Annotated in this window: 22 protein-coding genes; 20 read left to right on the top strand and 2 right to left on the bottom strand. The window is 59.2% G+C overall.

Annotated features, from left to right (window positions below; all coding sequences use genetic code 11):
* Position 1 precedes the first annotated feature (1 nt).
* The 12 genes from solA (at position 2) to C7820_RS15735 (ending at position 15,165) form a co-directional block, all read left to right on the top strand.
* Complete coding sequence (solA, locus tag C7820_RS15680; RefSeq protein ID WP_116231876.1) at positions 2 to 1,168, top strand: N-methyl-L-tryptophan oxidase; 1,167 nt, start codon at positions 2 to 4, stop codon at positions 1,166 to 1,168.
* Between the two features lie 21 nt (positions 1,169 to 1,189).
* Positions 1,190 to 1,657 carry a DinB family protein gene (locus C7820_RS15685; protein ID WP_116231877.1) on the top strand — a complete coding sequence of 156 codons (468 nt, stop codon included), beginning with the start codon at positions 1,190 to 1,192 and terminating at the stop codon, positions 1,655 to 1,657.
* 249 nt (positions 1,658 to 1,906) lie between these two features.
* Entirely contained in the window at positions 1,907 to 3,244 is a 1,338-nt protein-coding gene (locus tag C7820_RS15690; RefSeq protein ID WP_116231878.1) for an LLM class flavin-dependent oxidoreductase, read from the top strand.
* A gap of 11 nt (positions 3,245 to 3,255) precedes the next feature.
* Positions 3,256 to 4,494: a M20 metallopeptidase family protein gene (locus C7820_RS15695; protein WP_116231879.1), complete on the top strand. Its 1,239-nt coding sequence runs from the start codon at positions 3,256 to 3,258 to the stop codon at positions 4,492 to 4,494.
* 2 nt (positions 4,495 to 4,496) lie between these two features.
* Entirely contained in the window at positions 4,497 to 5,063 is a 567-nt protein-coding gene (gene ssuE, locus C7820_RS15700; protein ID WP_116231880.1) for an NADPH-dependent FMN reductase, read from the top strand.
* Positions 5,064 to 5,380: 317 nt separating this feature from the next.
* Positions 5,381 to 6,709, top strand: a complete 1,329-nt coding sequence (locus tag C7820_RS15705) for an LLM class flavin-dependent oxidoreductase (protein WP_116231881.1) — start codon at positions 5,381 to 5,383, stop codon at positions 6,707 to 6,709.
* Between the two features lie 83 nt (positions 6,710 to 6,792).
* Positions 6,793 to 8,448, top strand: a complete 1,656-nt coding sequence (locus tag C7820_RS15710) for an ABC transporter substrate-binding protein (RefSeq protein ID WP_116231882.1) — start codon at positions 6,793 to 6,795, stop codon at positions 8,446 to 8,448.
* Positions 8,449 to 8,467: 19 nt separating this feature from the next.
* Entirely contained in the window at positions 8,468 to 9,394 is a 927-nt protein-coding gene (locus C7820_RS15715; protein ID WP_076174964.1) for an ABC transporter permease, read from the top strand.
* Positions 9,395 to 9,413: 19 nt separating this feature from the next.
* The gene (locus tag C7820_RS15720) at positions 9,414 to 10,310 is read left to right on the top strand and encodes an ABC transporter permease (RefSeq protein WP_116231883.1); all 897 of its coding nucleotides are present in this window, start codon (positions 9,414 to 9,416) and stop codon (positions 10,308 to 10,310) included.
* Between the two features lie 15 nt (positions 10,311 to 10,325).
* Entirely contained in the window at positions 10,326 to 12,518 is a 2,193-nt protein-coding gene (locus tag C7820_RS15725; RefSeq protein WP_116231884.1) for an ABC transporter ATP-binding protein, read from the top strand.
* Positions 12,519 to 12,552: 34 nt separating this feature from the next.
* Positions 12,553 to 14,052, top strand: coding sequence for a DHA2 family efflux MFS transporter permease subunit (locus C7820_RS15730; RefSeq protein ID WP_258875272.1), 1,500 nt, complete (start codon positions 12,553 to 12,555; stop codon positions 14,050 to 14,052).
* A gap of 30 nt (positions 14,053 to 14,082) precedes the next feature.
* Positions 14,083 to 15,165 (top strand): LLM class flavin-dependent oxidoreductase, encoded by a 1,083-nt coding sequence (locus C7820_RS15735; protein ID WP_116231885.1) that lies wholly within the window; start codon positions 14,083 to 14,085, stop codon positions 15,163 to 15,165.
* 177 nt (positions 15,166 to 15,342) lie between these two features.
* On the opposite strand, the gene C7820_RS15740 is transcribed toward C7820_RS15735, so the two are convergent.
* On the bottom strand, positions 15,343 to 16,080 hold the full coding sequence (locus C7820_RS15740; protein WP_116231886.1) for an alpha/beta fold hydrolase: 738 nt from the start codon (positions 16,078 to 16,080) through the stop codon (positions 15,343 to 15,345).
* A gap of 346 nt (positions 16,081 to 16,426) precedes the next feature.
* Between C7820_RS15740 and C7820_RS15745 the strand changes: the two genes are divergently transcribed.
* The 6 genes from C7820_RS15745 to tsaD all read left to right on the top strand — a co-directional run bounded on the left by C7820_RS15745 (position 16,427) and on the right by tsaD (position 20,623).
* Positions 16,427 to 16,915, top strand: coding sequence for a DUF2269 family protein (locus tag C7820_RS15745; RefSeq protein WP_258875321.1), 489 nt, complete (start codon positions 16,427 to 16,429; stop codon positions 16,913 to 16,915).
* A gap of 191 nt (positions 16,916 to 17,106) precedes the next feature.
* The gene (locus C7820_RS15750; protein WP_116231888.1) at positions 17,107 to 17,658 is read left to right on the top strand and encodes a nucleotidyltransferase family protein; all 552 of its coding nucleotides are present in this window, start codon (positions 17,107 to 17,109) and stop codon (positions 17,656 to 17,658) included.
* Positions 17,659 to 17,772: 114 nt separating this feature from the next.
* Entirely contained in the window at positions 17,773 to 18,267 is a 495-nt protein-coding gene (gene tsaE, locus C7820_RS15755; protein ID WP_397334166.1) for a tRNA (adenosine(37)-N6)-threonylcarbamoyltransferase complex ATPase subunit type 1 TsaE, read from the top strand.
* On the top strand, positions 18,264 to 19,040 hold the full coding sequence (gene tsaB, locus C7820_RS15760) for a tRNA (adenosine(37)-N6)-threonylcarbamoyltransferase complex dimerization subunit type 1 TsaB (RefSeq protein ID WP_116231889.1): 777 nt from the start codon (positions 18,264 to 18,266) through the stop codon (positions 19,038 to 19,040). Before tsaE ends, tsaB begins: the two co-directional genes overlap by 4 nt.
* Positions 19,041 to 19,059: 19 nt before the next feature.
* On the top strand, positions 19,060 to 19,560 hold the full coding sequence (gene rimI, locus C7820_RS15765) for a ribosomal protein S18-alanine N-acetyltransferase (RefSeq protein WP_089549944.1): 501 nt from the start codon (positions 19,060 to 19,062) through the stop codon (positions 19,558 to 19,560).
* Between the two features lie 16 nt (positions 19,561 to 19,576).
* The gene (gene tsaD / locus C7820_RS15770; RefSeq protein ID WP_116231890.1) at positions 19,577 to 20,623 is read left to right on the top strand and encodes a tRNA (adenosine(37)-N6)-threonylcarbamoyltransferase complex transferase subunit TsaD; all 1,047 of its coding nucleotides are present in this window, start codon (positions 19,577 to 19,579) and stop codon (positions 20,621 to 20,623) included.
* Positions 20,624 to 21,250: 627 nt separating this feature from the next.
* Here tsaD and C7820_RS15775 read toward each other — a convergent pair.
* On the bottom strand, positions 21,251 to 23,215 hold the full coding sequence (locus C7820_RS15775; protein ID WP_116231891.1) for an ABC-F family ATP-binding cassette domain-containing protein: 1,965 nt from the start codon (positions 23,213 to 23,215) through the stop codon (positions 21,251 to 21,253).
* Positions 23,216 to 23,407: 192 nt separating this feature from the next.
* Here C7820_RS15775 and C7820_RS15780 point away from each other — a divergent pair, with 192 nt between their 5' ends.
* The gene (locus tag C7820_RS15780) at positions 23,408 to 24,034 is read left to right on the top strand and encodes a 5-formyltetrahydrofolate cyclo-ligase (protein ID WP_258875273.1); all 627 of its coding nucleotides are present in this window, start codon (positions 23,408 to 23,410) and stop codon (positions 24,032 to 24,034) included.
* Complete coding sequence (gene moaC, locus C7820_RS15785) at positions 24,015 to 24,488, top strand: cyclic pyranopterin monophosphate synthase MoaC (protein WP_076174931.1); 474 nt, start codon at positions 24,015 to 24,017, stop codon at positions 24,486 to 24,488. Before C7820_RS15780 ends, moaC begins: the two co-directional genes overlap by 20 nt.
* Positions 24,489 to 24,507 lie beyond the last annotated feature (19 nt).

Genomic DNA, 24,507 nt, shown 5'->3' on the forward strand with positions numbered 1-24,507 from the left:
CATGGGAAAATGGTATGACGTCATTGTCGTAGGGGCGGGCTCGGTCGGCATGAGCGCCGGGTATTATCTGGCCCGCCGCGGAGTGAAGACGCTGCTGATCGATGCGTTTGACCCGCCGCATCAGGAGGGGAGCCACCACGGGGAACCGCGCCTGATCCGGCACGCTTACAGCGGTGATCCGGTTTATACGGAAATGGCGATCCGCGCGCACCGACTCTGGAACGAAGTCGAGGACCTGACCGAGACGAAGCTGCTCGTCCAGTCCGGCGTGCTGAACCTCGCCGACAGCGGCCTGTATTCCTACAGGGAGCGGATCGAACTGGCCAAGCGGCATGGTTTGCATCCCGAATGGCTGGACGCGGCGGAGATCCGCAGACGCTGGCCCGAGCTGCACGTGCCGGATTCATTCGAGGCAATGTATGAGCCGGCCGCCGGATATCTGCACAGCGAGCGCTGCGTCGGAGCTTACCGCAAGCTGGCTCTCTCCAAAGGGGCGGAGCTGCTGACTTACGCGAAGGTCCGGGGCATTGAAGCGCATCAGGACGGAGTCACTGTGTCGACAAAGGAAGGCACTTACCATGCCTCGTTCGCGGTTCTGAGCGCCGGCGCCTGGTTCGGCACGCTGTCCCCGTTCGTGAACCTTCCGGTTCGAGCCGTCCGCAAAACGGTGGGCTGGTTCGAGACGAACACCCCTGCCTTCGATAACGGACGGTTCCCCGGGTTTACGCTGAATGCGCCAGAGGGCTCTTATTACGGCTTTCCGAGCATCGGCGGGGCCGGACTCAAAATCGGCCGGCACGACACCGGGCATGCCTGGCAGCCGGGCGAGGAGCTGGCACCCTTTGGTTCGCACCCCGAGGACGAAGGCGACTTGAGGCGCGCCTTGGACGCCTACATGCCGGGAGCTTCGGGCCGGTTGAAGCGGGGAGCGGTATGTAAATACGAAATGTCGCCCGACGAGGGCTTTATCATTGACCGGCATCCAGAGCACCCGCAAGTGTGGGCAGCGGGCGGATTTTCGGGGCATGGCTTTAAATTTTCGAGCGTGGTCGGCAGCCTGCTGGCGGATCTGATCTTGGATGGCCGCAGTCCGCACAATATCGCGCCGTTCTCCTTGTCCCGGTTTCATCCATCGCCCGCCGACACGCCAACATCACCTGTATCCTAATCAGTTGGAAGGAGCGTTCATATGAGCGAGGTTCAAATTGACAAATTCAGCGGCACACACCGTCAACTGCTCGCAGCCATCGAAGGTCTGAGCGAGGAGCAGCTGACCTGGAAGCGGGCGCCGGAAGTATGGAGCGTGCAGGAGGTCCTCTCGCACCTGACCGATCACAGCATCGTAACCTCGTTTCGCATCCGCGACATTCTTGCGGGCACGGCAGCGCAGCTGCCAGCGTTCGAACAGGATGCCTGGGTCAGCGGCCAGCATGCCAATCAAGGCGGCACGCCGGACATCCTCGATGCGTTCCACGCGCTGCTCACGTATAACACGCTGCTGCTCCAGCGGCTTACGCCCGAAGACCTGGCGAAAACCGGCGTGAACCCTAGAGGTCAAACCGTCAGCGTCGCCGATCTGGTCAACGGATTTATCCGGCACGTGGAGAACCACCTGGGGCAAATCGAGCGCATTAAGCAGGCGGCAGCATTGGTCTAAGCCCTTTCCAGGCACGTTACTGCAGAGACTTGTGACGCAAAAAAGGCCGGAGCACAGGCTATTTAAAGCCGCAGAACTAAAGTCGAAAAGCCAACCGTTTAAAGCCATAGCAGTCACAATTGAAGCTTAAAAACTTTGAAGCCGCAAGAGGAATAGCATACCTGCTGCGGCGCTTGGCAACGCTTGGCACGGGTTACGTGAATTTTTATCCATAATAGAATCGCTTTTTAAATAAGGAGGATGGAAGAGATGGCCAAAAAAAGACAGTTGAAACTCGGCGCGCTGCTGCACGGTGTCGGAGGGGGAACCTCCATGTGGCGCCATCCGGATGCCCAGCCCGACGCCAGCGTCAATTTTGAGATTTACAAACGATGGGTCCAAAAAGCCGAGGAAGGGAAGATGGACCTCATCTTTATCGCGGACGGCTTGTATATTAACGAAAAATCGATCCCGCATTTTCTGAACCGTTTTGAGCCGATCACGATTCTGAGCGCGCTCGCGTCCGTCAGCAAGAACATCGGGCTTGTCGGCACGTTATCCACCTCCTACAGCGAGCCCTTTACCGTATCCCGCCAGTTCGCTTCGCTCGATATGATCAGCGGCGGGCGCGCCGGCTGGAACATCGTGACGTCCCCGCTGGAAGGGTCGGCACTGAACTACAGCAAGAAGGAGCATCCCGAACACGATAAGCGCTACCGGATCGCGACCGAATTTCTGGAAGTGGCCCGGGGGCTGTGGGATTCGTGGGAGGACGACGCATTTGTGCGGAACAAGGAAACCGGGGTATTCTTCGATCCGGAAAAAATGCACACCTTGAACCATGAAGGCGAGTTTTTCTCGGTCAAAGGACCGCTGAACATCGCCCGCTCCAAGCAGGGGCAGCCGGTTATCTTTCAGGCGGGCTCGTCCGAGGTCGGCAAAAACTACGCTTCCAAGGAAGCGGACGCCGTCTTTACGGGGCATGAAACGCTGGCGGATGCAAAAGTCTTTTATCAGGATGTCAAAACCCGCGCCGCCTCCTTCGGCCGCAATCCGGATGACGTGCTGATCTTCCCGGGCATCAGCCCGATTATCGGCAGCACACCGGAGGAAGCCGAGCGGAAATATCAGGAGGTTGCCAGCCTGGTGACGATCGAAAATGCGCTGAACTACCTCGGTCGGTTTTTCGAGCATCACGACTTTTCCCAGTATCCGCTTGACGAGCCGTTCCCGGATCTCGGTGATCTCGGCAAGAACAGCTTCCAGAGCGGTACGGACAAAATCAAAAAGGATGCCAAGGAAAAAGGCCTGACGCTCCGGCAGGTGGCACTCCAGTCGGCTACACCGCGCGGCAATTTTATCGGAACCGCGGAGCAGGTTGCGGACCGAATTCAGGAGTGGTACGAGGAAGGAGGGGCCGACGGCTTCATGATTACGGCCGCCGTGCCGAAAGGGCTGGAGGAATTCGTGGACCAGGTGGTACCGATTCTACAGGAACGCGGTATTTACCGGACCGAATACGAGAGCGACACGCTGCGCGGCAATCTCGGGCTTGCGGTGCCGGAGAACCGGTATGCCCGAGCCAAGGCCGCGGCCGGACGTTCTTAAAGGAGCGGACGATGATCGGGCTGACACAGGCGGATGAACTGATGGAATTTGCCGGAGGGCTCCGCGAGGAGCTCGTCCGGATTCGCCGGGACCTGCACCGCCATCCTGAGCTTCTGTACGATGTGGTCCGCACCTCGGGGATCGTAGCCGGCCTGCTGGAATCCTGGGGGATCGAGGTCAGACGCGGCGTCGGCAAGCACTTTGGCATGGGGGTCGTCGGAACGCTGCACGGTACCGGCGGCAGCGGCCCGACCCTGCTGCTTCGCGCCGACATGGACGCCCTTCCGATCCAAGAGGAGAACGACGCCGAGTACCGCTCGATCCATGAAGGCGTCATGCATGCCTGCGGCCATGACGCCCACACGGCGATGCTGCTCGGCGCGGCACGGACGCTGGCGGCGCACCGTCACCGGATCCGGGGCACGATCCGGTTCGTGTTTCAGCCGGCGGAGGAAGGCGCGCTGCGAAGCCCGCTGGACGGGCGGCTGCTGTCGGGCGGCCGCGACATGATCGAGGACGGTGTGCTGGACGGCGTCGACCAATGCTTCGCGCTGCATGTCATGCCGGAGCTGCCCGTCGGCACGCTGGGCGTGCATCCGCGCGAAGCAATGGCGGCTTCCAGCCATTTTACCGTCCGGTTTCAGGGCGCGTCCGGGCATCACAGCGCCCCGCACCAGGCGGTGGACGCGCTGCAGATGGCGGCGCGGTTCGTTAGCGAGGTGAACGGCCTGATGGCGAACCGGGTCAATCCCGCGGAAGCGGCCGTTCTCGCCTTTGGCACGCTGCATGCCGGGTCGGCCGTGAACGTCATTGCAGCCGACAGCGAGCTGAGAGGGACCTTCCGGGCCTTCCGGAAGGAAACCGTCGCGGCGATCACGGAAGGGCTTCGGCGTCTGGCCGCCACCATCGCGGAAGCGGCCGGCGGAAGTTACGCCATGGAGCTGCGCGAGGGCATCGCCGTCGTGAATGATGAGGCCGCCGTCCAGCGGATCATGGCTGCGGCGCGGCAGGTGCTCGGCGAGGAGCGGGTGAGCTGCCTCGATCCGCCCAGCCTGGCCGGCGAAGATTTCGGCTGGTACCTGGACCGCGTTCCCGGTGCTTTTGCCTTTATCGGCTGCGGGAACAAGGAAGCGGGAATCGTGCATGCGATCCACCAGCCCCGGTTTGACCTCGACGAGGACGTCCTGGTGCACGGGGTCCGGATATTGGTGAAGTTGGCAGTCTCAACCCCATCTCATGAGGAGGAATGATGATGACGAAAATAGCATTTATTGTGGGGAGCCCGACGCATGGGTCCCGCCTGTTCGCTTTAACCCAGTTTTTCGAGGACCAGCTGGCGCTGGCCGGATACGGGATCGATTTCATCTCGGCGGCGGATTTGCCGGCAGAGGATTTGCTCCGCGCAGATTTCAACAGTCCGGTGATCCGGCAGGTGATTGCGGCCGTGGAAGAAGCGGACGCAGTCATTATCGCAAGCCCGGTATATAAAGCTTCCTACTCTGGGGCGCTGAAGACGATTCTGGACGTCATCCCGCAGAAAGGCCTGCAGGGCAAACTGGTGCTGCCGCTGTTTATCGGGGGCACGATCGCCCATCTTCTGGCCGTGGATTATGCGCTGAAGCCGGTGGTAGCCGCACTGGGAGGCACGCATATTCTTGGCGGTGTATTCGCCGTGGACGGATGGATCACGCGCCTGGAAAACGGCGGTTTCGAGATCAAGGAAGAGCTGAGAGATCGCCTGGAATCCGCTTTAACCGAGCTTCGCAGCGAGCTTACCCGTTACGCCGTATTAACGCCGGCTGAAGAGCAGGCAGTCTGACCTCTATTTCATACCCCCTGTACTCCACATATAATACAGAGCTGTTCGAAACAACCCTGAGAACCGCGGTCCGCCAAGCACGGATCGGGGTTTTTCACATACCCGGAAAAGCCCGAAGTTAAAGCCTTATAGAGAATGAAAAAGCCTGAATAGAAGATTTTAATACGGTATTGTAGCCCGAAAGGCATAGATGGTACAGTATCAGCAATAATCCCGACTATACTCATTGGAAAAATAATATTGAAACCGTCGAGGGTCATCTTTGGAGTTATTCCAAGCATCAATCCAAATTTAAAAAAAGATGGAGTGAGTGAACTATGGGCAAAAACAGACAGCTTCGACTGGGGGCCACCATACACGGCGTGGGCAGCAGCCACACCGCCTGGAGACATCCGCAAATTCCTTCGGATGCGAGCGTAAACATTTCGTTCTATACACAGCAGGCACAGAAGGCGGAAGAGGGCAAGTTCGATTTTGTTTTCATTGCCGACGGCCTGTATATCAACGAAAAGTCGATTCCGCACTTTCTGAACCGGTTTGAGCCGATTACGATCTTGTCCGCGCTCGGCGCAGCCACTTCCCGGATCGGGCTTGTCGGCACGCTGTCGACCTCTTACAGTGAGCCGTTTACGGTCGCCAGGCAGTTCGCCTCCATCGACCACATCAGCGGCGGGCGCGCGGGATGGAACGTGGTAACTTCACCACTGGAGGGGACCGCGCTGAATTTCGGCGGCCGGCCGCATCCGGCCCATTCCGTGCGGTACCGGATCGCGGAAGAGTATCTTGAGGTGGTCAAAGGGCTGTGGGACTCTTGGGAAGATGATGCCTTTGTGCGGGATAAGGAGAGCGGGGTGTTCTTCGATCCGGACAAATTGCACCGGCTGAACCATGAAGGGGAGTTCTTCTCTGTGCAGGGGCCGCTGAACATTGCTCGTTCCCGGCAGGGGCAGCCGGTCGTGTTCCAGGCGGGCTCCTCGGATAGCGGCCGCAGCCTGGCGGCGAAAACGGCGGACGCCGTGTTCACCGGCCCGGAGACGATCGAGGAGGCCAAGGCCTTTTACCGGGACGTGAAGCAGCGGGCAGCCGCACTCGGGCGCGCTCCGGAGGAAATTCTGATCTTTCCGGGCATCGGGCCGATCGTGGGCCGCACGGAAGAGGAAGCCGAGCGCAAATACCAGGAAATCGCCGGGCTGGTGACGATTGAGAAGGCTTTGGAATACCTTGGACGCTACTTCGAGCATCACGACTTTTCCCAATACCCGCTGGATGAGCCGTTTCCCGACCTGGGTGACTTTGGCTCGAACAGCTTCCGCAGCACGACCGACCGTATCAAGAGACGCGCCAAAGAGGAGAACTTGACGCTGCGCGAAATAGCGCTGCAGGAAGCGACGCCGCGGACGGTGTTTATCGGGACGCCGGAGAAGGTGGCGGATTTGGTGCAGCAGTGGTTTGAGGAAGAGGCCGCCGACGGCTTTATTATCGGATCGGGCGTGCCGGGCGGATTGGACGATTTCGTCGAGCTGGTGGTGCCGATTCTGCGTGAGCGGGGGTTGTTCCGCACGGAATACGAGGGAGATACGCTGCGGGGAAATCTGGGTCTGCCGGTGCCGGAGAACCGCTATACGAAGCAAAAAGCGCTGTCCTAAACGGGACGGGGTCTCTGCCAATCTGCGGAGTCCCTGCACCCTGCATGCAAACGATATATGGATCTGAAGGGAGTCTGAGAGAGATGAAGTTTTATTCGAAAAACAGGCGCAAATCGGCAGCAGCCGCTCTGCTGGTCATGGTTATGCTGCTGTCCGCTTGCGGAGGCAAGCAGACGGCCTCCCAAGGGCAGACGGATAGCGGGGCGGCACCGGCCGTACAGGGAGCATCCGCCAAGGGAGGGGAGCTCACCTACGCTCTGGCGACGTCGCCGGATACACTGGACCCGCACCGCAGCGGCCTGGCCGTCGCGGTCCGTGTCATCCGCACCATCTACGACAGTCTGGTCGTTCAGCTGCCGGACAATACGATCAAGCCGTGGCTGGCGACGGAATGGACCATTTCAGACGATGGGCTGAGCTACACGTTTAAGCTGCGGAAGGACGTCAAGTTCCAGGACGGAACGCCGTTTAACGCCGAGGCGGTCAAGTTCAACTTCGACCGGATTCTGGATCCCGCCACCAAGGCGGCGAATGCGGCCGCCCTGCTTCAGCCCTACAAGTCCTCCGAGGTCATTGACGAGTACACGATCAAGCTGAATTTGTCGACGCCCTCACGGGCTTTTCTGGGCAACCTGAGCCAGGCGCTGCTTGGCATTGTGTCACCGACTGCAGCCAAGCAATACGGGGATCAGCTGGGGCAGCATCCGGTCGGCACGGGACCGTTCAAATTCGTCAAGTGGGATGAGAATGCCGACATCAAGGTCGAGCGCAATCCGGACTACGCCTGGGCGCCGGAGATCGTGACCAATGCGGGGGCGCCTTACCTGGACGGCATCGATTTTAAAATCGTACCCGAAGAGGCCACCCGGATCGGCAGCGTGCAGAGCAAGCAGGTGCTGGCCGCCGAGACGGTGCCGCCTCAGAACATCCTGACCTTGAAAAAGGATCCGAATTTCCAGCTGCTGCAGGCAAATACGCTCGGCCTGCCGTACACGCTGTTCTTCAACCAGGAGCGCGCGCCGTGGAACGAGCTGAAGGCAAGGCAGGCGGTGCAGCTGGCCGTGGATGTGGACGCCATCGTCAAAACGCTGTACCTGGGCACGTACGAGCGGGCCTGGTCCCCGCTAACCCCGGGCACCTTCGGTTATGACCCGTCGCTGGAAAACTCGGTCAAACCGGATATCGCCAAAGCCAATCAGCTGCTTGACGAGCTGGGATGGGTCAAGGGAGCGGACGGCGTCCGGACCAAGGACGGGAAGAAACTGACCTTGCACTACGTCGACGGCACGCCAAACCGGGAGAAACGCAACGACATCGCGGTCATGGTGCAGCAGCAGCTGAAGCAAATCGGCGTGGACGTTGAGGTCGAGATCACGAAGGATGTCCGCACTGTGGTCTACACCAACGGGAACTATGATTTGTACGGCAACAGCCAGGTCAACTCCGATCCGAACGCGCTGTACTCCTTCTACCATTCCTATGATCCAAAGAGCCGGCCGACACTGCCGAGACTCGCCAGTCCGGAAGTCGACAAGTGGCTGGAAGAGGGACGGGTCGAGAAGGACGATGCCAAGCGCGAGGAGCTGTACCATAAAATTCAGCATTATATCATCGATAATGCGGTCATTCTGCCGATTTACGTCTTCCCGTATACGGTGGCCGCTTCCAAATCGGTACAGGGACTTACCTTTGATTCCCTTGGGTATCCGCTGTTCAACGACGTATCTTTGCAAAAATAGAAAGGAGGCTTGAGGCGGCATGCTGTGGATGGTAACCCGGCGCCTGTTGACGTCGCTCCTCGTCATTATCGGCTCGCTCGTTTTGGTGTTCACGATCCTCTACGTTCTTCCCGGGGATCCGACCGACAACATGGTCGATCCCTCGATGGCGACGCCGGAGGTCATTGCGAACTTAAGGCATCAGCTGGGCGTGGACCAGCCGTTTCACATCCAGCTGCTCCATTATTTCGGAAGCATTCTGCAGGGGGATTTCGGCAAATCCCTGCTGAATTCCGATCCGGTGCTGCCCAAAATCGCCGAGAGCTTCCCCGCCACCCTGGCCCTGACCGGAGCCAGCGTGCTGGTGTCCGTGACCGTGGGTCTGCTGCTGGGTGTCCTGTCGGCCATTCACCGGAACGGGGCGATTGACATCATCGCCCGCGTCATCGGGCTGTTCGGCATCTCCATGCCGACCTTCTGGTCGGGCATCCTGCTCATCCTGATTTTCTCCATTACGCTGGGCTGGTTTCCGGCGATGGGATCGGACGGGTGGCGGACGCTAGTTCTGCCCGCGTTGGCACTCGGCACGGTCGGGAGCGGCTTTATTATCCGGATGGTCCGTAACAGCATGCTGGAGGTCATCAGCGAGCAGTTCATCGTGACGCTTCGTTCCAAGGGCTTGGCGGAGCGGGCGGTCATGTACCGTCACGCGCTGCGCAATGCGCTGATACCGGCCGTCACCATGACGGGCATGCTGATCGGCGACATGCTGGCCGGCACGGTTGTCGTCGAGACGGTGTTTTCCCGCCAGGGCATTGGCCGGATCATTTCGGACGCGATCATGGCCAAGGATCTCCCGGTTGTCCAGGGCGTCATTTTGTTCTCAGCGATCATCTATACGCTGGTTAACCTACTGGTGGATCTGTCCTATACGCTGATCGATCCGCGCGTGAGACGTTCAACATAAACCTTAGGAGGGAGCAGTTATGAGGGAGGCGGTATCCGCCAAGACGGTCTGGCGCGAGCGGAAGCTTGCGGCCGCGGCCGCACCGAAATTCCGTAAGTTCACGGCAAGCGACCTGTTCCTGGTGGCGGCCGGATTAATCATTCTGTTTGTGGCGGCCTGTGCCATCGTTCCGCAGTGGATTGCGCCCTACGCCCCGACGGAGATGCGGACCGACAGCATCATGCAGGCGCCAAGCGGTGCGCATCTGTTCGGCACCGATTATTTCGGCCGGGATATTTTCAGCGTGGTCGTGTACGGGAGCCGGGACTCGCTCTTTATCGGCTTTGCTTCCGTTCTCGTCGGCGGCCTGCTTGGGGGAACGATCGGGGCGCTGTCCGGTTATGCGGGCGGCTGGATCGACACGGCGATCATGCGTCTCAATGACGTGCTGATGACGATCCCGGGCATCCTGCTGGCACTGGCCATCGCCGGCGCGCTCGGTCCGAGCCTGTTTAACATCGTGCTGGCGGTAGCCGTATCCTCCGTGCCGGGTTATGCCCGGGTGATGCGGGCGCAGGTGCTGAGCATCAAGAGCCGGACGTTCGTCAAAGCGTCGGTATCCATCGGTGCTTCGCCGCTGCGCGTGTTCTGGAAGCATGTGCTGCCGAACAGCCTGTCTCCGCTGCTGGTCATGGCAGCTATCGGTATCGGTACGTCCATTCTGACGGGATCGGGCCTGAGCTTTCTGGGCCTCGGGGTTCTACGCGAGGTTCCGGACTGGGGGACGCTGCTCTCCCAAGGCAGAGGCTATTTGACCGCGGCCTGGTGGATCTGCACCTTCCCGGGATTGGCCATTACCGCCTTCGTGTTGTCTGTCAACATTATCGGCGATCGGCTCCGGGACCATTTCGATCCGAAGAAAGTCACCCAGCGCTAAAGGAGGGAAGCATCAATGAGCACATTGCTTGATATCCGGGAGCTGTCCGTCGATTTTACGACCCGAAAAGGGACGCTGCAGGCGATCCGGGACGTGACGCTGTCGATCGAAGCCGGGGAAACCGTCTGCCTCGTCGGGGAGTCGGGCAGCGGCAAGACGGTGGCCTCCAAAGCGATCATGCGTCTGATCGACCATGAGAACGGGCGCATCAGCGGAGGAAGCCTTCTTCTGGACGGGACGGACCTGGCAGGCCTGCCGGAGGCCGAACTGCGCCGGATTCGCGGCAAACGGATGGCGATGGTGTTCCAGGAGCCGATGGCGGCATTCGACCCGGTCTTTACGATCGGGCAGCAAATTCAGGAGACCATCTTGCAGCATGAGAAAATTTCCAAGAGGGAGGCCAGAGAGCGCGCCGTCCGGCTGCTGAAGCGGGTCGGCATTCCGGAGCCGGAGCTGCGGCTGAAGCAGTATCCGGGCGAGCTGTCCGGCGGAATGCTGCAGCGGGCCATGATCGCCATGGCGCTGTCCTGCGGGCCGGACCTGCTTATTGCGGATGAGCCGACCACCGCGCTGGACGTCACGATCCAGGCGCAAATTTTGCGCCTGCTGAAAGAGCTGCAGGCCGAGCTCGGCATGTCGATCCTGCTGATCACCCATGATCTCGGGATCGCCGCCGAAATTGCCGACCGGGTGGTCGTCATGTATGCCGGCGAAATCGTCGAGGAGGCGCCAGCTTCCGAGCTGTTCCGCCTTCCGCGCCACCCGTATACGCGGGGCCTGCTCCGTTCCGTCGCGACGCTCGACACGGTCCGCGGCACGAAGCTGCATTCCATCGAAGGTTCGATCCCGAGCCTTGCCGCACTTCCGCAGGGCTGCCGCTTTCACCCGCGGTGCCCCTTTGCCACGGAGCGCTGCACGCAGGAATCGCCGGTCTTAACCGAATCCGGCGAGCGCCGGAGCGCCTGCTGGCATGCGGAGGAGCTGGTTCAGTCGGAGGGCTGGATGGCCCCTGCCGGGCCGGCGGGCTCCGGTGCAGCTGAGGGTTCCGGTACAGCTGAAGGTTTCGGTGCGGTGGCAACATCCAATGCGATGGCTGTTTCGGGTGCAGCTGCAGGTTCTGGCGACCCGGCGGCTTCCAGCGAGACGGCTGCTTTACGCGTTACACGGGAAGGCGGCGCAGAAGAGAACATTGAAGGACACGGCGAAGCCGGCTCAACCAGGGCAGCGGAAGAAGCGGCGGACGCTTTGTTTACCGTGGATCACCTGAAAAAGTATTACCCGGTGCATGGCGGAGGCATCGGCAAAGCGAAGAAGCTGATCCGCGCCGTGGACGACGTCAGCTTTACGATCCGCAAGCGCGAAACCTTCGGCCTGGTCGGCGAGTCCGGCAGCGGAAAGTCGACGCTGGGCCGGGTGCTGCTCCAGATGGAGCGTGCCACGGCGGGGACGGTACTCTTTGATGGCAAGGACCTGACGAACCTGGGAGGGCGTGAACTGCGCGCCGCCCGCCAGCATATGCAGACGATCTTCCAGGATCCGTACGGATCGCTGGATCCGCGCTGGAAGATCGGCGACAGCATCGCCGAGCCGCTTAAGGTACACGGTCAGGGGCAGCGCTCCCCCGCGGACATCAGCCGCCGCGTCAGCGAGCTGCTGGAGCTGGTGGGGCTCGACCCATCGTGGGCGCAGCGGTATCCGCACGAGTTCTCCGGCGGGCAGCGGCAGCGGATCGGCATCGCCCGCGCGATCGCCTTGAACCCGCGGTTCATTCTCGCCGACGAAGCCGTATCCGCGCTGGACGTATCGGTTCAGGCCCAGATCATCAATTTGCTGCAGGACCTGCAGCAAAAGCTGGGGCTGACCTACCTGTTCATCGCCCATGGCCTGCAGGTCGTCCGGCATCTGTCGGACCGGATCGGCGTGATGTACCTCGGGAAGCTCGTGGAGATCGCACCGAGCGAGTCGCTGTTTCTCGCCCCGGCCCACCCGTATACCCAGGCTCTGATCGAGGCCATACCGCAGACCACGCCCCGCCAAGGCCAGCCGGCCGGAAGCCTGGAAGGGGAAATTCCCTCACCGGCCAATCCGCCCTCGGGCTGCCGGTTTCATACCCGGTGTCCGTTTGCGACAGACCGCTGCCGGCAGGAGGAGCCGGCGCTGCGCCAACTGGACAGCGGTCACCACGCGGCCTGCCATTATGCGCTGTGACGGGATGGCCGCCACCTGAACGGGAGGTTATGAATTGTCAGTCACGATGAATGCTGCCGCGGCAAAGGCCGAAGAGGGGCAGGGCAGTCTGCCGTTTTGGCCGGTTCTGCTCACCCTGTTCTGCGGTTCCTTTGTCGGCATGTACCCCATGGTTTCCTTAAACGTTTCGCTGCCCGGCTTTATCGGCATCTTTCACACCGGCCTCGGGACCGTGCAGTGGATCATTACGGGCTTTACGCTGGCCTTCGGCATGATTGCTCCCGTCAGCGGCTATCTCTCCAGCCGTTTCGGCGGCAGGCGGATGTTTCTGCTGTCGCTGGCCGGAATCACCGTCAGTTCCGTGATGTGTTCCCTGTCCTGGAATATTCATGCGCTGATTTTCTTCCGCATCTTGCAGGGCTTATGGTGCGGACTGATTCAGCCTGTGTCTCTGGCCATGATTTATCAGACGCTGCCGCGAGGAAGACAGCCTCTAGCGGTCAGCGTCTGGTCGTTTTCGACGGTGCTCGGCACGGCGGTGGGCCCCTCGGTTAGCGGGTGGCTTCAGCAGCACGACTGGCACCTGATTTTTCTCGTGACGCTGCCGGCCGGCATTCTGGCCTGGTTGGCGGGCCGTATCCTGCTCCCGAAGGATATCCGGGGTCCGCAAAAGCGTCTGGATGCCTCCGGACTCCTGCTGGCCACCGCGGGCAGTCTTGCCATCCTGCTGCTGTTCGGCAATCTGCACGCCTGGGGCATGCAGTCGATCTGGACGTGGGGCTGTCTCCTGATCGGCGGCGCATGCTCCGCTCTTTTCATCCGGGTCGAACTGCGCGCGAAGGAACCGCTGCTGAACCTCAGATTGTTCAGCAATTTCACGTTTGCCGCAAGCCTTGGTGTATCGCTGATCCTGTCCTTTGCCCTCTACTCCGGCGTTTACTTTGTCCCGCTGTTCCTGGAAGAAGTTCAAGGGCTGTCGTCTTTTCAGGTCGGGCTGCTCTTTCTCCCTGCGGCCGCGTGTCTGACCCTGGCCACGTTCCTGTCGGGGAAAGGTTACCGCACCTTTGGGCCGGCAGCGCTGATTGCCCTGGGCAGCCTGATCCTGCTGGTGACGACTTTTCGCTTCAGCCGGCTCGGCACGGAAACGACGCTCGTCTCCGTCATGATCTGGCTGGCGATCCGCAACGTCGGCACGGGGCTGTCGCTGACCCCAGCGACCAGCGCGGCGATGGCGGCGGTTCCGCAGTCCGAATCGGGCCATGCGTCGGCCCTGATCAACTGGCTGCGGCAGCTATTCAGCGCGGGAGCGCTCGGCATGTTCACATCGGTGTTTTATGCGCGGATGAGCGTGCACGAGTCCCGTCTGCACGCTAACTATGCTGCGCAGGGCACGGAATGGATACGCCGCGAGGCCTACACGCGGAGCATCGACGATGCGTTTTTGTTCGCGAGCGCGCTGGTGGCGCTGGCCATTCCGCTGGCGCTCCTTCTGCGGAAACGGAAGGAAGCGGCAGGTACCGGACCACGCCTGGAGCAGCCGACCGAACTCAACTGATTTTTGAATGGATAGGAGGCCAGATGCCATATGAAAGTGGCTGTATTTAGCCTTATGATGAATCTTCCCAATGCAGTAACAGGGGAGTCCTTGACCGCGCAGCAAAAGTTCCGCAACGTCATCTCGCAAGCGGTCCTCGCCGAGAAGCTCGGCTTCGACGCTTACGGTGTGGGAGAACGGCACGGAGCTCCCTTCCTGTCCTCGGCGCCGCCCGTAGTGCTGACCGCCATCGCGTCCCGCACGTCCCGCATCCGCCTGCTCACCACCGTGACTGTGCTGAGCGTGCTGGATCCGGTGCGGGTGGCCGAGGATTATGCCACACTGGACCATTTGTCCGGCGGCCGGCTGGAGATGATCATCGGCAAAGGAAACGACCCCCGGCATTATCCGCTGTTCGGCATTACGGAGGAAGAGCAGTGGGATTCGATGGAAGAGCGGTACAGGCTGCTGAAACAATTGTGGACTGAGGAAAACGTCACCTGGGAAGGAAAGTACCGGCCGCCGCTGCAGGAGGTGACGACGTTCCCCCGTCCGTACCAGGCCTCCATTCCGGTTTGGCACGGCAGCGCCTCAAGTACGCGCTCGACCGAGCTGGCGGCCAAGTTCGGGGAGCCGATTTTTTCCTCCAACGCCTTCCATCCGCAGGCCAAGTATAAAGCGCTGATCGATCATTACCGCGAGCGTCTTGCCTATCACGGCCATGATCCCGCCAAAGCGGTCGTCGGCGCGGGCTCCGGGAGCCTGTACTTGGGAAATACGACCGAGGAAGCCATCCGGCGGTACCGGCCGTATTATACGGCCTTCAGCACAACGGAATCGGCAAAGCATAACCAATCGCCTTTTCACAGCCTGGAGGATCAGATCGAGAACGGCCCGGCACTGATCGGCAGCCCTGAAAAGGTCATCGAGAAAATATTGAATTACCATGAGGCGTTTGGCCATACGGTGCTGAGCATCGGCGTGGATGGGCTGACCGAGTCGGAGCAGCAAGAGCAGCTGCAGCGGTTCGCGGAGGAAGTGCTGCCGGTACTCAGGCGCGAAATTCCGAGTCGGGTATGGGAGAGCGGACCGGTCCTAGCCGGGGAAGAGACAGCGGTTTTGTCCGAATCTTGAGCGGTTGATAGGCAGTCCATAGACCCGGGAAAAGAGATAGAAAAAAGTGCGTAAGGTGATTACGCACTTTTTTATTTTGATATTCAGTTGGTCATCACAAGGTCTCCGGTTAACAAGTAAAAGAGGAAGAGGGCGCTCCTCCAATCATGCAGACAGGGGGGCCCGGCCGGCTGCCCGTTACCCTGCCGCGGACACCGAGGTACCAAACTTTTGGAGCAGCTGACGCAGCTCATTCGGGTGGCTCAGCATGGGCAGATGGCCGGACTCAAGTCGTTCGACGCGCGCGCCCAGATTTTCGGCCATCTTGTCCTGCAGGCCTGGCTTCAGCTCCTGATCCTGACCAAGCTTGATGTACAGGGAAGGGACCTGAAGCCGGGAAGCAGCCTCTACCCGGTCCGTGTAGACCCGGATCGATTCGGGGGTAAACCGGCGGACGATTTCGTCGGCCTGCTCCTCGGTGAGATCGCTGCAGAGCCCGCGGCGGATGGCTTGTTCCGGAGGCTTGGTCCCGAACAAGCGCATCATCAGGGGCAGCAGGAGCCGCTGCCCTGAAGGGAAGGCGGACGTGAACGATCCCCCGCTTGCCGGGATCACCGCTCCGACGGCGGCAAAACCGGCGACCCGGTCCGCCATTTCGTCGGCGATGCTCAGACCGAGTACACCGCCGAGAGAATGTGTGACCAGAACGAATTTTTCCACATCCCAGCTGCGGATCTGCTCCTTTACATGTGCACAATAATCCTTTAAGGACAGCTTGCTTGTTCCTCCGTTATTCGCTCCTCTGCCCGGATAGTCCACCGTCAGACAAGGCGCCGGCAGCTGCCCTGCCACCCTGTCCCATATTTGGGCGTCCAGGCCCGCCCCGGGAATGAATACATATCCGATTGGTTTGCGATCCTTGAGCGTTTTTTCCATTTGAATCTCCTCCATGTTCATTTTTTAATGTAAAGCCGGCAGACGATGCTGTCAGCGCATTGGCAAATTTGCGGGCTGTTTGCCCTTTAACCCCATCATACCCCCACTTCACTGACAACTCCGGTCAGTGGAGATTTGTCGAATGGCCGTTTTCCTAAAATGATTGTCGATTCTGCGGCTCCCCTGATTCGCTATATTCCGCGGCTGCTGGGGTTTGCCGCCAAATTTCACGGATTGCATACATCGTTGTCACAGGTTTGCAATCTCCGGCCGGTAGGATAGGACTTATGGCCTGACTCCGAACGTTGCGGGCCTGGGGGAAGGGAGGAGGACAAATGTGAAGAAAATGAGCGCACCCGCCATGAAATGGGTGAAGATCGTGCATATCGTATTGGTGTCCTTGTTTTTTGGCGGCATTCTGAGCTCGGTGACCGTCAACTTTGCGCTGGGGTTAAACAGCTATGAAGATACGCTGAAATCTTATAAAGTCATCGTGCTCATCAGCGACGGTGTGATCCGGACGGGGGCCGTGGGGATGCTGGCGGTCGCCTTCGTGTACGGCTTTTTTACGCCATGGGGCTTCTTCAGGCACCGCTGGCTGACCGTGAAATGGATTTTGTTTCTGCTGCAGACGTTCATCGGCATTTTCGTCGTGGATAAGCTGATGCTTGCCAATCTCTATCTGCTGGAGACGTTGGGGCCGGCGGCGCTTGAAGACCCTGGATTTCTCCGCAACCATGAGCTCAGAAATGCGTTCGTCTTCATCCAGATCGTTCTGACGCTGGTTATATTTATCATTTCGGTCATCAAGCCATGGAAAAGAAGACGAAAATAGTTTTCGATACGATCATTCACGCCTTACGCGCGAAATATAACCCCTGTCCCTTCCGGCACAGGGGCTTTGCTCATTGGCAAGAAGCCGCGGGAGTCCGCTGGTCGCTTTTCTCCCCCAACGGTACTTCTGTGATTCCGTGATATAATGAAGGAACACGGCGGATGAGCCGCCAAAGGAATTGGAGGATGCGTATGTCCTACGAAGAACGACTACGGCAGTATATCCTGGAAAATGATCTTTTAATGAAGGATCTGGAACGGGTGCGGGAGCTTGGGCTTCCGCAGTGCTACATCGCAGCCGGGTACGTCAGGGGGACGGTGTGGGACCGGCTGCACGGATTTACGAACCAGGCGGCCCATACCGATATTGACGTTATTTTCTATGATCCGGGAGATCTGTCGGAGGAACGCGAATGGCTGCTGGAACAAAGGCTGATCGAACAAACCGGGAATGATAAATGGTCTGTTAAAAATCAGGCGCGCATGCATATCCGCAACGGCAATCCGCCTTACCGTTCCTCGGAGGACGCGGTCAGCTGGTGGCCGGAGACGGCGACTGCAGTCGGCGCACGCCTGGATTCCGGGAACGGGCTGGAGATCTTGGCCCCTTACGGGCTGGACGATCTGTTCGGCCTCGTCGTACGCAGAAGTCCCCGGTTTGAGGATAGAGCCTACTATATTAACCGGGTACGGTCGAAAGACTGGAAGCGGCAGTGGCCGCAGCTGACCATCCTTGAGGATTAGGGATGAGGCTGACCGGAACACGCTGCCCCCAGTCCTTGCGGGTGTCAGGGTTGACCGATATAATTAAGGGCAAGTTGCATTCAAGGATTTGGAAGGAGAAGGTGGAATCCCATCGTGGAAAGCAATCATAACGGGAAACCGTTCATCTATTCCTCCCGCAGCCTCGAGGATACAGAGGCTCTGGCCGCGTGGCTGGCAGGCGTAGCGGAGCCGGGGACCGTGATCGGCCTGGACGGCGATCTGGGAGCGGGAAAGACCGCCTTTTCGCAGGCGTTCGCCAGGCATTTTGGGGTGCAGGATGTTGTAAACAGCCCCACATTCACCATTATTAAGGAATACGAAGGGCGTCTGCCCTTTTACCATATGGATGTCTACCGGGTGTCTCTGGAGGAGGCCGAGGATCTGGGACTGGACGAGTACTTCTTCGGAAACGGCGTCAGCCTGGTCGAATGGTCGCAAATCATCGAAGAACTGCTGCCGGACCGGCATCTGCATATCTACATCGAGACTGCCGACCTCACGGAGCGAAGCATTACGGTCCGGGGATATGGACAGCCTTATGAAGAATGGGTCGGCAGTTTGAACAGAAATGGAGTCGTATCAACATGAATAACGAGAATTCACAGCCGCTGCGGCGGTTTTTGGCGCTGGACACCTCGACGGCCTGCCTGGCGCTGGCGGTCATGGAGGACGACCGCGTGCTCCATACGATCGAGGCTTCAGGCGAGCGGAATCATTCGGTCCATCTGCTGCCTTTGATCCAGAAAGGCCTCCGGGAAGCCGGCGTGGAAGCATCCCAAGTCGACGGCGTCGCCGTGGGCGTTGGCCCGGGTTCTTATACAGGAACCCGGATTGCCGTCACGGCCGCCAAGACGCTGGCCTGGGCCTGGAACGTGCCGGTCGCCGGCATTTCCAGCCTGCATGCGCTGGCCTGGAGCGGACTGATGGCCGGCCCGGACTCACAGGCTCCTGGCGGAACGAGCTGGGTCATTCCGCTCGTGGACGCCAGAAGAGGCCAGGCGTATACGGCCTTGTTTGCAGCCGGGCAGGCGGTCATCCCGCAGCGGAAGAAGGACGATGCCATCCGGCTGATGCAGCCGTGGGTGGAGGAGCTGGAGCAGCTCCTCTTGTCCATGCCGGAGGAAGAATGGCCGGCTGCCGTCCATTTTGTCGGCGAGATCGGCAATCATCAGGAAGCGGCGCAGCGGCTGCATCCGATGCTGGGGGACCGGCTTCATCTGACTTCCTGCGATATGAAAGGGGAGCCGGTAGGGCAGCTTGGTGCGGACCGCCTCCTCCGGGGAGAGCGGGATGAGCTGCACGCCCTGGTGCCAAACTATACGCAGCTTGCCGAAGCTGAAAAGCTCCTGCGCAAGCCGTGAAGGGAGTCTTTTGACAATCATGGAGCAGGAGATCAAACAGGACGCGGAAGGATTAACTTTCCGTCCGATGACATTAGAGGATATACCCGCCGTGATGGTGATCGAGCATGACGCATTCACTCTGCCCTGGACGGAGGAAGCGTTCCGGAACGAGCTGACGCATAATCATTTTGCGCGTTATATGATGATGGAATGGAACGGGGAACCTGTCGGATATGCGGGGATGTGGACGGTCATTGACGAAGCGCATGTGACGAATATTGCCGTTTTGTCCCCTTACCGCGGCCGCAAATGGGGAGAGCGCCTGCTGCTTGAGCTGATGAAGACAGCCTCGCAGCTTGGCATGAAACGGATGACACTCGAAGTCCGGGTCTCCAACCGGGTGGCGCAAAATTTATATATGAAAATGGGATTCGAGCCGGCCGGACTCCGAAAAGGGTATTATTCGGACAACCAGGAGGACGCGATGATCATGTGGGCCGAGCTGTTTCCGGACCGCAGTCAGAACGCCCGCGGCTAGGAAGGAAAGTACACAAATGAATCAAGCCAACATACAATCACAACCATGCTATATTCTGGCGGTGGAAACGAGCTGTGACGAAACGTCCGCCGCGGTGGTCAAAGACGGCAAAGAGGTGCTCAGCAACCTGATCGCCAGCCAGATCGAAACCCACAAGGCGTTCGGCGGCGTCGTGCCGGAGGTCGCTTCCCGCAAGCATGTCGAGAATATTACGCTGATGCTTCAGGAAGCAGTGCAGGCCGCGGGCATCACACCGCTGGACTTGTCGGCGATTGCCGTCACCCAGGGCCCCGGCCTCGTCGGGGCTTTGCTTGTGGGCGTCGTCGCGGCGACCAGTCTGGCGTTTGCGCTCTCGAAGCCGCTCATCGGCACGCATCATATCGCCGGCCATATTTACGCCAACAACCTGGTGGCCGACCTGAAGTACCCGTGTATGGCGCTGGTGACTTCCGGCGGGCATACGGAGCTGGTCTACCTGGAAAAAGAGGGCCACTTCGAAGTCATCGGGCGCACGCGGGATGACGCGGTCGGCGAGGCGTACGACAAAGTGGCGCGGGCGCTTGGCTTTCCGTATCCGGGCGGTCCTCACGTGGACCGTCTGGCGCTGGAATCCGAAGAAGCCATCCCGCTTCCGCGGGTCTGGCTTGAGCCGGACAGCTACGATTTCAGCTTCAGCGGCTTGAAGTCGGCGGTGCTGAACGTGGTGAACCAACGCAAAATGCGCGGGGAGCCGGCCGCGGAGGGTGCGATTGCGCGCGGCTTCCAGGAATCCGTCGTGGAAGTGCTCGTCACCAAGTCGATCCGCGCGGTGAAGTCTTACCATGCGAAGCAGCTGCTGCTGTGCGGGGGCGTGGCGGCGAACAAGGGCCTGCGGGCGGAGCTGTCCCGCCAGTGCGAGCAGGAAGGCATCGAGCTGATTATCCCGCCGTTCAAATACTGCACGGATAATGCGGCCATGATCGGAGCCGCTGCTTATTTGAAATGGAAGGAGCAGCAGTTCGCCGGTTTGGACCTGCGGGCGATGCCGCAATTTTCGCTGGAGGAATGGTCCGTGCGCGCTTGAAAGCTGGCCGTATGTTTTCCCGATCATGAGATCCGGCCTGAGCCGGAGGGAAATCAGTAACATAGACCTTGTGAATTATGAACAGCCTGTTGTCTCGTTGATGAGACGGCAGGCTGTTTTGCATCTTTGACGGTTATGACGGTTGTTGTCCGACGATAGGGGGCGAAAAGGCCGTTATGCTGTCGAAGGCTCCTGTCATTCTTGTCGGAAGAATCGGCGAATCGGCAGGCTAAGGACCTATTTTGGGGCTATATCTTAGGACCTGGTCCTTGTCAAGATGTGGACAAGGTTATCCACATATTCCACCGAAATTGTGCACAACCACCTGTTTCTTAATGAAATCGCTGGTTTATAGAGGGGTGAAAATAGGGGATAGGTTTTTCACAGGTTTCCTGTGGGAACTGTGGATAATGTGGATAATTTGGTGGATAAAGATGGATATTTTACAAAGAGGCGCATTTTCTCAACAAAAAATGGCCCTTAAGGCCATCCTATGTTGGAAGTTATGCACTTTTTTTGGGGATAAGGCTGTGAATAAGTGGAATCTTAACGTCAAAACTTTTTTTGTAAATTTGACAAAAGTTCGAACATTTGAGCTTCCGCCGGCTCCATTTGCTGAAAATCGGCTTACTCCGCGGCCAATGTTTCCCATTCGGCATAAATCGTTTCCAGCTGGTTTTTCTTTTCCTCCTGCTGCTGCTGATGCTCCTGCAGGGCGACGTAGTCCTGGTAGACCTCCGGCTTGGCCATTTCCGCGTCAAGTTCCGAAATTTCTTCCTCCAGGCTCTGGATCTGCTCCTCGAGCGCGGCAAGCCTGCGCTGCCGGTTTCGCTCCTCGCGCTTGGCCTGCTTGTCGGCCTCGAACGAAGATACGCCGGATTTATCGTTGTTATCGTTTGCTGCCTCTGGTTTGGAGGGGCTGTTCTTCGCTCCGGCTCCGCCTGCCTGTTCAAGCGCTTCTTGGCTGAGTTCCTCCAGCTCCTGTTTTTTCGCTACATAGTCGTCATAGTTGCCGAGGTAATGCTCGGTCCCTTCGGGATGAAGCTCAATAATGCGTTCGGCCATTTTGTTCAGGAAGTACCGGTCGTGCGAAATAAACAGCAGGGTGCCTTCGTAATCGATCAGAGCCGATTCCAGCACTTCCTTGCTGAAGAGATCCAGATGGTTGGTCGGCTCGTCCAGTATAAGCATATTGGCTTCCAGCAGCATCAGCTTGGCCAGTGATACCCTAGCCTTCTCGCCGCCGCTGAGCGCAGCGATTTTCTTGAGCACGTCCTCGCCGCTGAACAGGAAGTTGCCGAGTACGGTACGAATCCGGGCCTCCTCCATGTGTGGGTAGGCGCTCCAAAGTTCCTCGAGCACGGTATTGGAAGGATTAAGGTTGGTCTGCTCTTGGTCGTAATACCCGATTTTAACCTTGGTCCCCCAGTGGATCGCTCCAGTCTGCGGCTGGCTGGTTCCGATCAGGCACTTGAGCAGGGTCGATTTACCGATCCCGTTCGGCCCGATGAGCGCGACCGTTTCCCCGCGGCGCAGGTCGAAGGATACGTCCTTAAACAGCGCCTTCGGCGGCTGGAACGACACGGACAAGTCCCGCACCTGCAGCACTTCCTTGCCGGACATGTACTCGACCTCGAAGGAGAAGTGGGCCTTCTTCAAATCGCCGAGCGGTTTGTCCATCCGGTCCATTTTCTCGAGTGCCTTGCGCCGGCTCTGAGCCCGCTTGGTGGTCGACGCACGGACGATGTTGCGCTGGATAAAAGCTTCCATCTTGGCGATCTCGTCCTGCTGCTTCTCATACATCTTCATTTGGGATTCGTACTCGGCCGCCTTGAGCTCCATATACCGGCTGTAATTGCCCGTATACCGCTTGGATTGATGCCGCTCGATCTCGACGATGGTCGTCACGAGGCGGTCCAGAAAATACCGGTCATGGGATACGACCAGCAGCGATCCGGAATACGCGCGCAAATAGTCCTCGAGCCAGGTCAGCGTCGCAATGTCCAGGTGGTTGGTCGGCTCGTCGAGCATGAGCAGGTCCGGGGCCTGCAGCAAGATGCGCGCCAGCGCAAGCCGCGTTTTCTGCCCGCCGCTGAGTGTGGCGATCGGGGTATCCGGCGCAAAGCTGCCAAAGCCCATGCCGTGCAGCACGCTGCGGATCCGCGTTTCCATTTCGTAACCTCCGTGGTCCTTGAACCAGTCCGAACGGGAAGCATAACGGTCCAGCAGATCCTGGTATTTCTTCGGATTATCCATGACCGCCGGATCGGCAATCTGCTGCTCCATCACCCGGAGCTCTTTTTCCGTCTCAATTAAAGGGGTGAACACATCCAGCATTTCTTCCCAAATGGTACGGTCGGATTGCAGCCCGCTGTTCTGTGCGAGATACCCGATTGTCGTTTCCTTCGATTTATAAATTTGCCCGCCGTCATAGGACATTTCCCCTGCCAAAATTTGCAGAAGGGTCGACTTGCCCGCGCCGTTGACGCCGACGAGGCCGATACGTTCCCTCTCCTGAACCTGCAGGTTGATGCCTTCCAGCACGGGAGTGATGCCGAATAATTTTTTGATTCCGCTCGCTTGAAGAAGCATGTGACGTTGCAACCTCCATCTATCATCTTAATAAGATCAGTTTACATGAAATACTGAGAATGCGCGACTTGCAGTGCAGGACTTCGGGACAATCTTGGCGAAAGAGAAGCAACAGTGGTAAGATAGGAGCAAATCAACGGATGCAGGACTGAAAATCGAAAGCGTCGTTGGATGCCACAGGGGGCGGCTTGGATGAAAGAAGAGAAGGCGCGTCTTCGCTTTGCCATGCGGCAGGTGCGGGATGGTCTGCCGGAAGAGGAGCGGAGACGCGCTTCCGATCAGGCCTGCCGTCATGCATCGGCGTGGATGGAAGCGGCCGGATGCCGAAGCGTGATGGTGTACGTCCCGTTTCGCAGCGAGCTGGACACGCGACCGCTGATCGAACGGGCCTGGCTTCGGGGCGTAGATGTGTACGTCCCGCGCTGCCATCCAGGGGATCGTTCCATGACGATTCACCGGCTGCGGCGGTGGGACGAGCTTCAGGCCGGCGCATACGGCATCCTGGAGCCGGACCCCGAGCGGGTGCAGGCCGAGCAGGACGGAATGCTGCCGGATGCGGTGCTGGTGCCCGGTCTCGCTTTCGATCTCGAAGGGGGAAGACTCGGGTACGGTGCGGGGTACTACGACAGGCTTTACGAACGATGGAGTGCTGCGGCCGGGGACGGTACCATGCCTGTGTGGGCCGGGATCGGTTTTGCGCCGCAGGTCGTGGACCGCGTCCCCATGGACGAGAACGACGCCCGTCTTCAGGTCCTCATAACCGACCAAGGGATATACACGATGAACAAGGGGGCTGACGATGGATCTGACGCATTTTAACGAACAAGGCCGGGCCAAAATGGTAGACGTCTCGGAGAAGGACGTCACCTCGCGTACGGCGGTGGCCCGCACGACGGTCACGATGGCGCCCGAGACGCTGGCCCGGATCAAGGAAGGGCGGATCGGCAAAGGAGACGTGCTCGCCGTCGCTTCCGTTGCCGGCGTCATGGCGGCGAAGAAAACGTCGGATATCATTCCGATGTGCCACCCGCTGCCGCTGACAGGCATTGATATTCATTTCAGCGATAACGGAAATGATGAACTTTATATAGAAGGAACTGTGAAGACTACGGGCAAGACCGGCGTCGAAATGGAGGCGCTGACCGCCGTATCGGCTGCCGCTCTGACGGTCTATGACATGTGCAAGGCACTGCAGAAGGATATGGTCATCGGTCCGACCCGGCTGGAATCCAAGACCGGGGGCAAGAGCGGCGACTACAGCCGCGAAGCTTGAGTATAGTCGAAGAAGGACC

The organism is Paenibacillus sp. VMFN-D1, from assembly GCF_003386155.1.
In the GTDB taxonomy this organism is placed as follows: domain Bacteria; phylum Bacillota; class Bacilli; order Paenibacillales; family Paenibacillaceae; genus Paenibacillus_AQ; species Paenibacillus_AQ favisporus.

Coding starts and splice junctions, on each gene's coding strand:
- C7820_RS15735 (WP_116231885.1), top strand. CDS start 14,083: ATGAAAGTGGCTGTATTTAGCCTTATGATGAATCTTCCCAATGCAGTA.
- tsaB (WP_116231889.1), top strand. CDS start 18,264: ATGAATAACGAGAATTCACAGCCGCTGCGGCGGTTTTTGGCGCTGGAC.
- C7820_RS15685 (WP_116231877.1), top strand. CDS start 1,190: ATGAGCGAGGTTCAAATTGACAAATTCAGCGGCACACACCGTCAACTG.
- C7820_RS15710 (WP_116231882.1), top strand. CDS start 6,793: ATGAAGTTTTATTCGAAAAACAGGCGCAAATCGGCAGCAGCCGCTCTG.
- rimI (WP_089549944.1), top strand. CDS start 19,060: ATGGAGCAGGAGATCAAACAGGACGCGGAAGGATTAACTTTCCGTCCG.
- C7820_RS15705 (WP_116231881.1), top strand. CDS start 5,381: ATGGGCAAAAACAGACAGCTTCGACTGGGGGCCACCATACACGGCGTG.
- C7820_RS15775 (WP_116231891.1), bottom strand. CDS start 23,215: ATGCTTCTTCAAGCGAGCGGAATCAAAAAATTATTCGGCATCACTCCC.
- C7820_RS15695 (WP_116231879.1), top strand. CDS start 3,256: ATGATCGGGCTGACACAGGCGGATGAACTGATGGAATTTGCCGGAGGG.
- C7820_RS15690 (WP_116231878.1), top strand. CDS start 1,907: ATGGCCAAAAAAAGACAGTTGAAACTCGGCGCGCTGCTGCACGGTGTC.
- tsaD (WP_116231890.1), top strand. CDS start 19,577: ATGAATCAAGCCAACATACAATCACAACCATGCTATATTCTGGCGGTG.
- C7820_RS15780 (WP_258875273.1), top strand. CDS start 23,408: ATGAAAGAAGAGAAGGCGCGTCTTCGCTTTGCCATGCGGCAGGTGCGG.
- solA (WP_116231876.1), top strand. CDS start 2: ATGGGAAAATGGTATGACGTCATTGTCGTAGGGGCGGGCTCGGTCGGC.
- C7820_RS15715 (WP_076174964.1), top strand. CDS start 8,468: ATGCTGTGGATGGTAACCCGGCGCCTGTTGACGTCGCTCCTCGTCATT.
- C7820_RS15720 (WP_116231883.1), top strand. CDS start 9,414: ATGAGGGAGGCGGTATCCGCCAAGACGGTCTGGCGCGAGCGGAAGCTT.
- ssuE (WP_116231880.1), top strand. CDS start 4,497: ATGACGAAAATAGCATTTATTGTGGGGAGCCCGACGCATGGGTCCCGC.
- moaC (WP_076174931.1), top strand. CDS start 24,015: ATGGATCTGACGCATTTTAACGAACAAGGCCGGGCCAAAATGGTAGAC.
- C7820_RS15745 (WP_258875321.1), top strand. CDS start 16,427: ATGAGCGCACCCGCCATGAAATGGGTGAAGATCGTGCATATCGTATTG.
- C7820_RS15750 (WP_116231888.1), top strand. CDS start 17,107: ATGTCCTACGAAGAACGACTACGGCAGTATATCCTGGAAAATGATCTT.
- C7820_RS15740 (WP_116231886.1), bottom strand. CDS start 16,080: ATGGAAAAAACGCTCAAGGATCGCAAACCAATCGGATATGTATTCATT.
- C7820_RS15725 (WP_116231884.1), top strand. CDS start 10,326: ATGAGCACATTGCTTGATATCCGGGAGCTGTCCGTCGATTTTACGACC.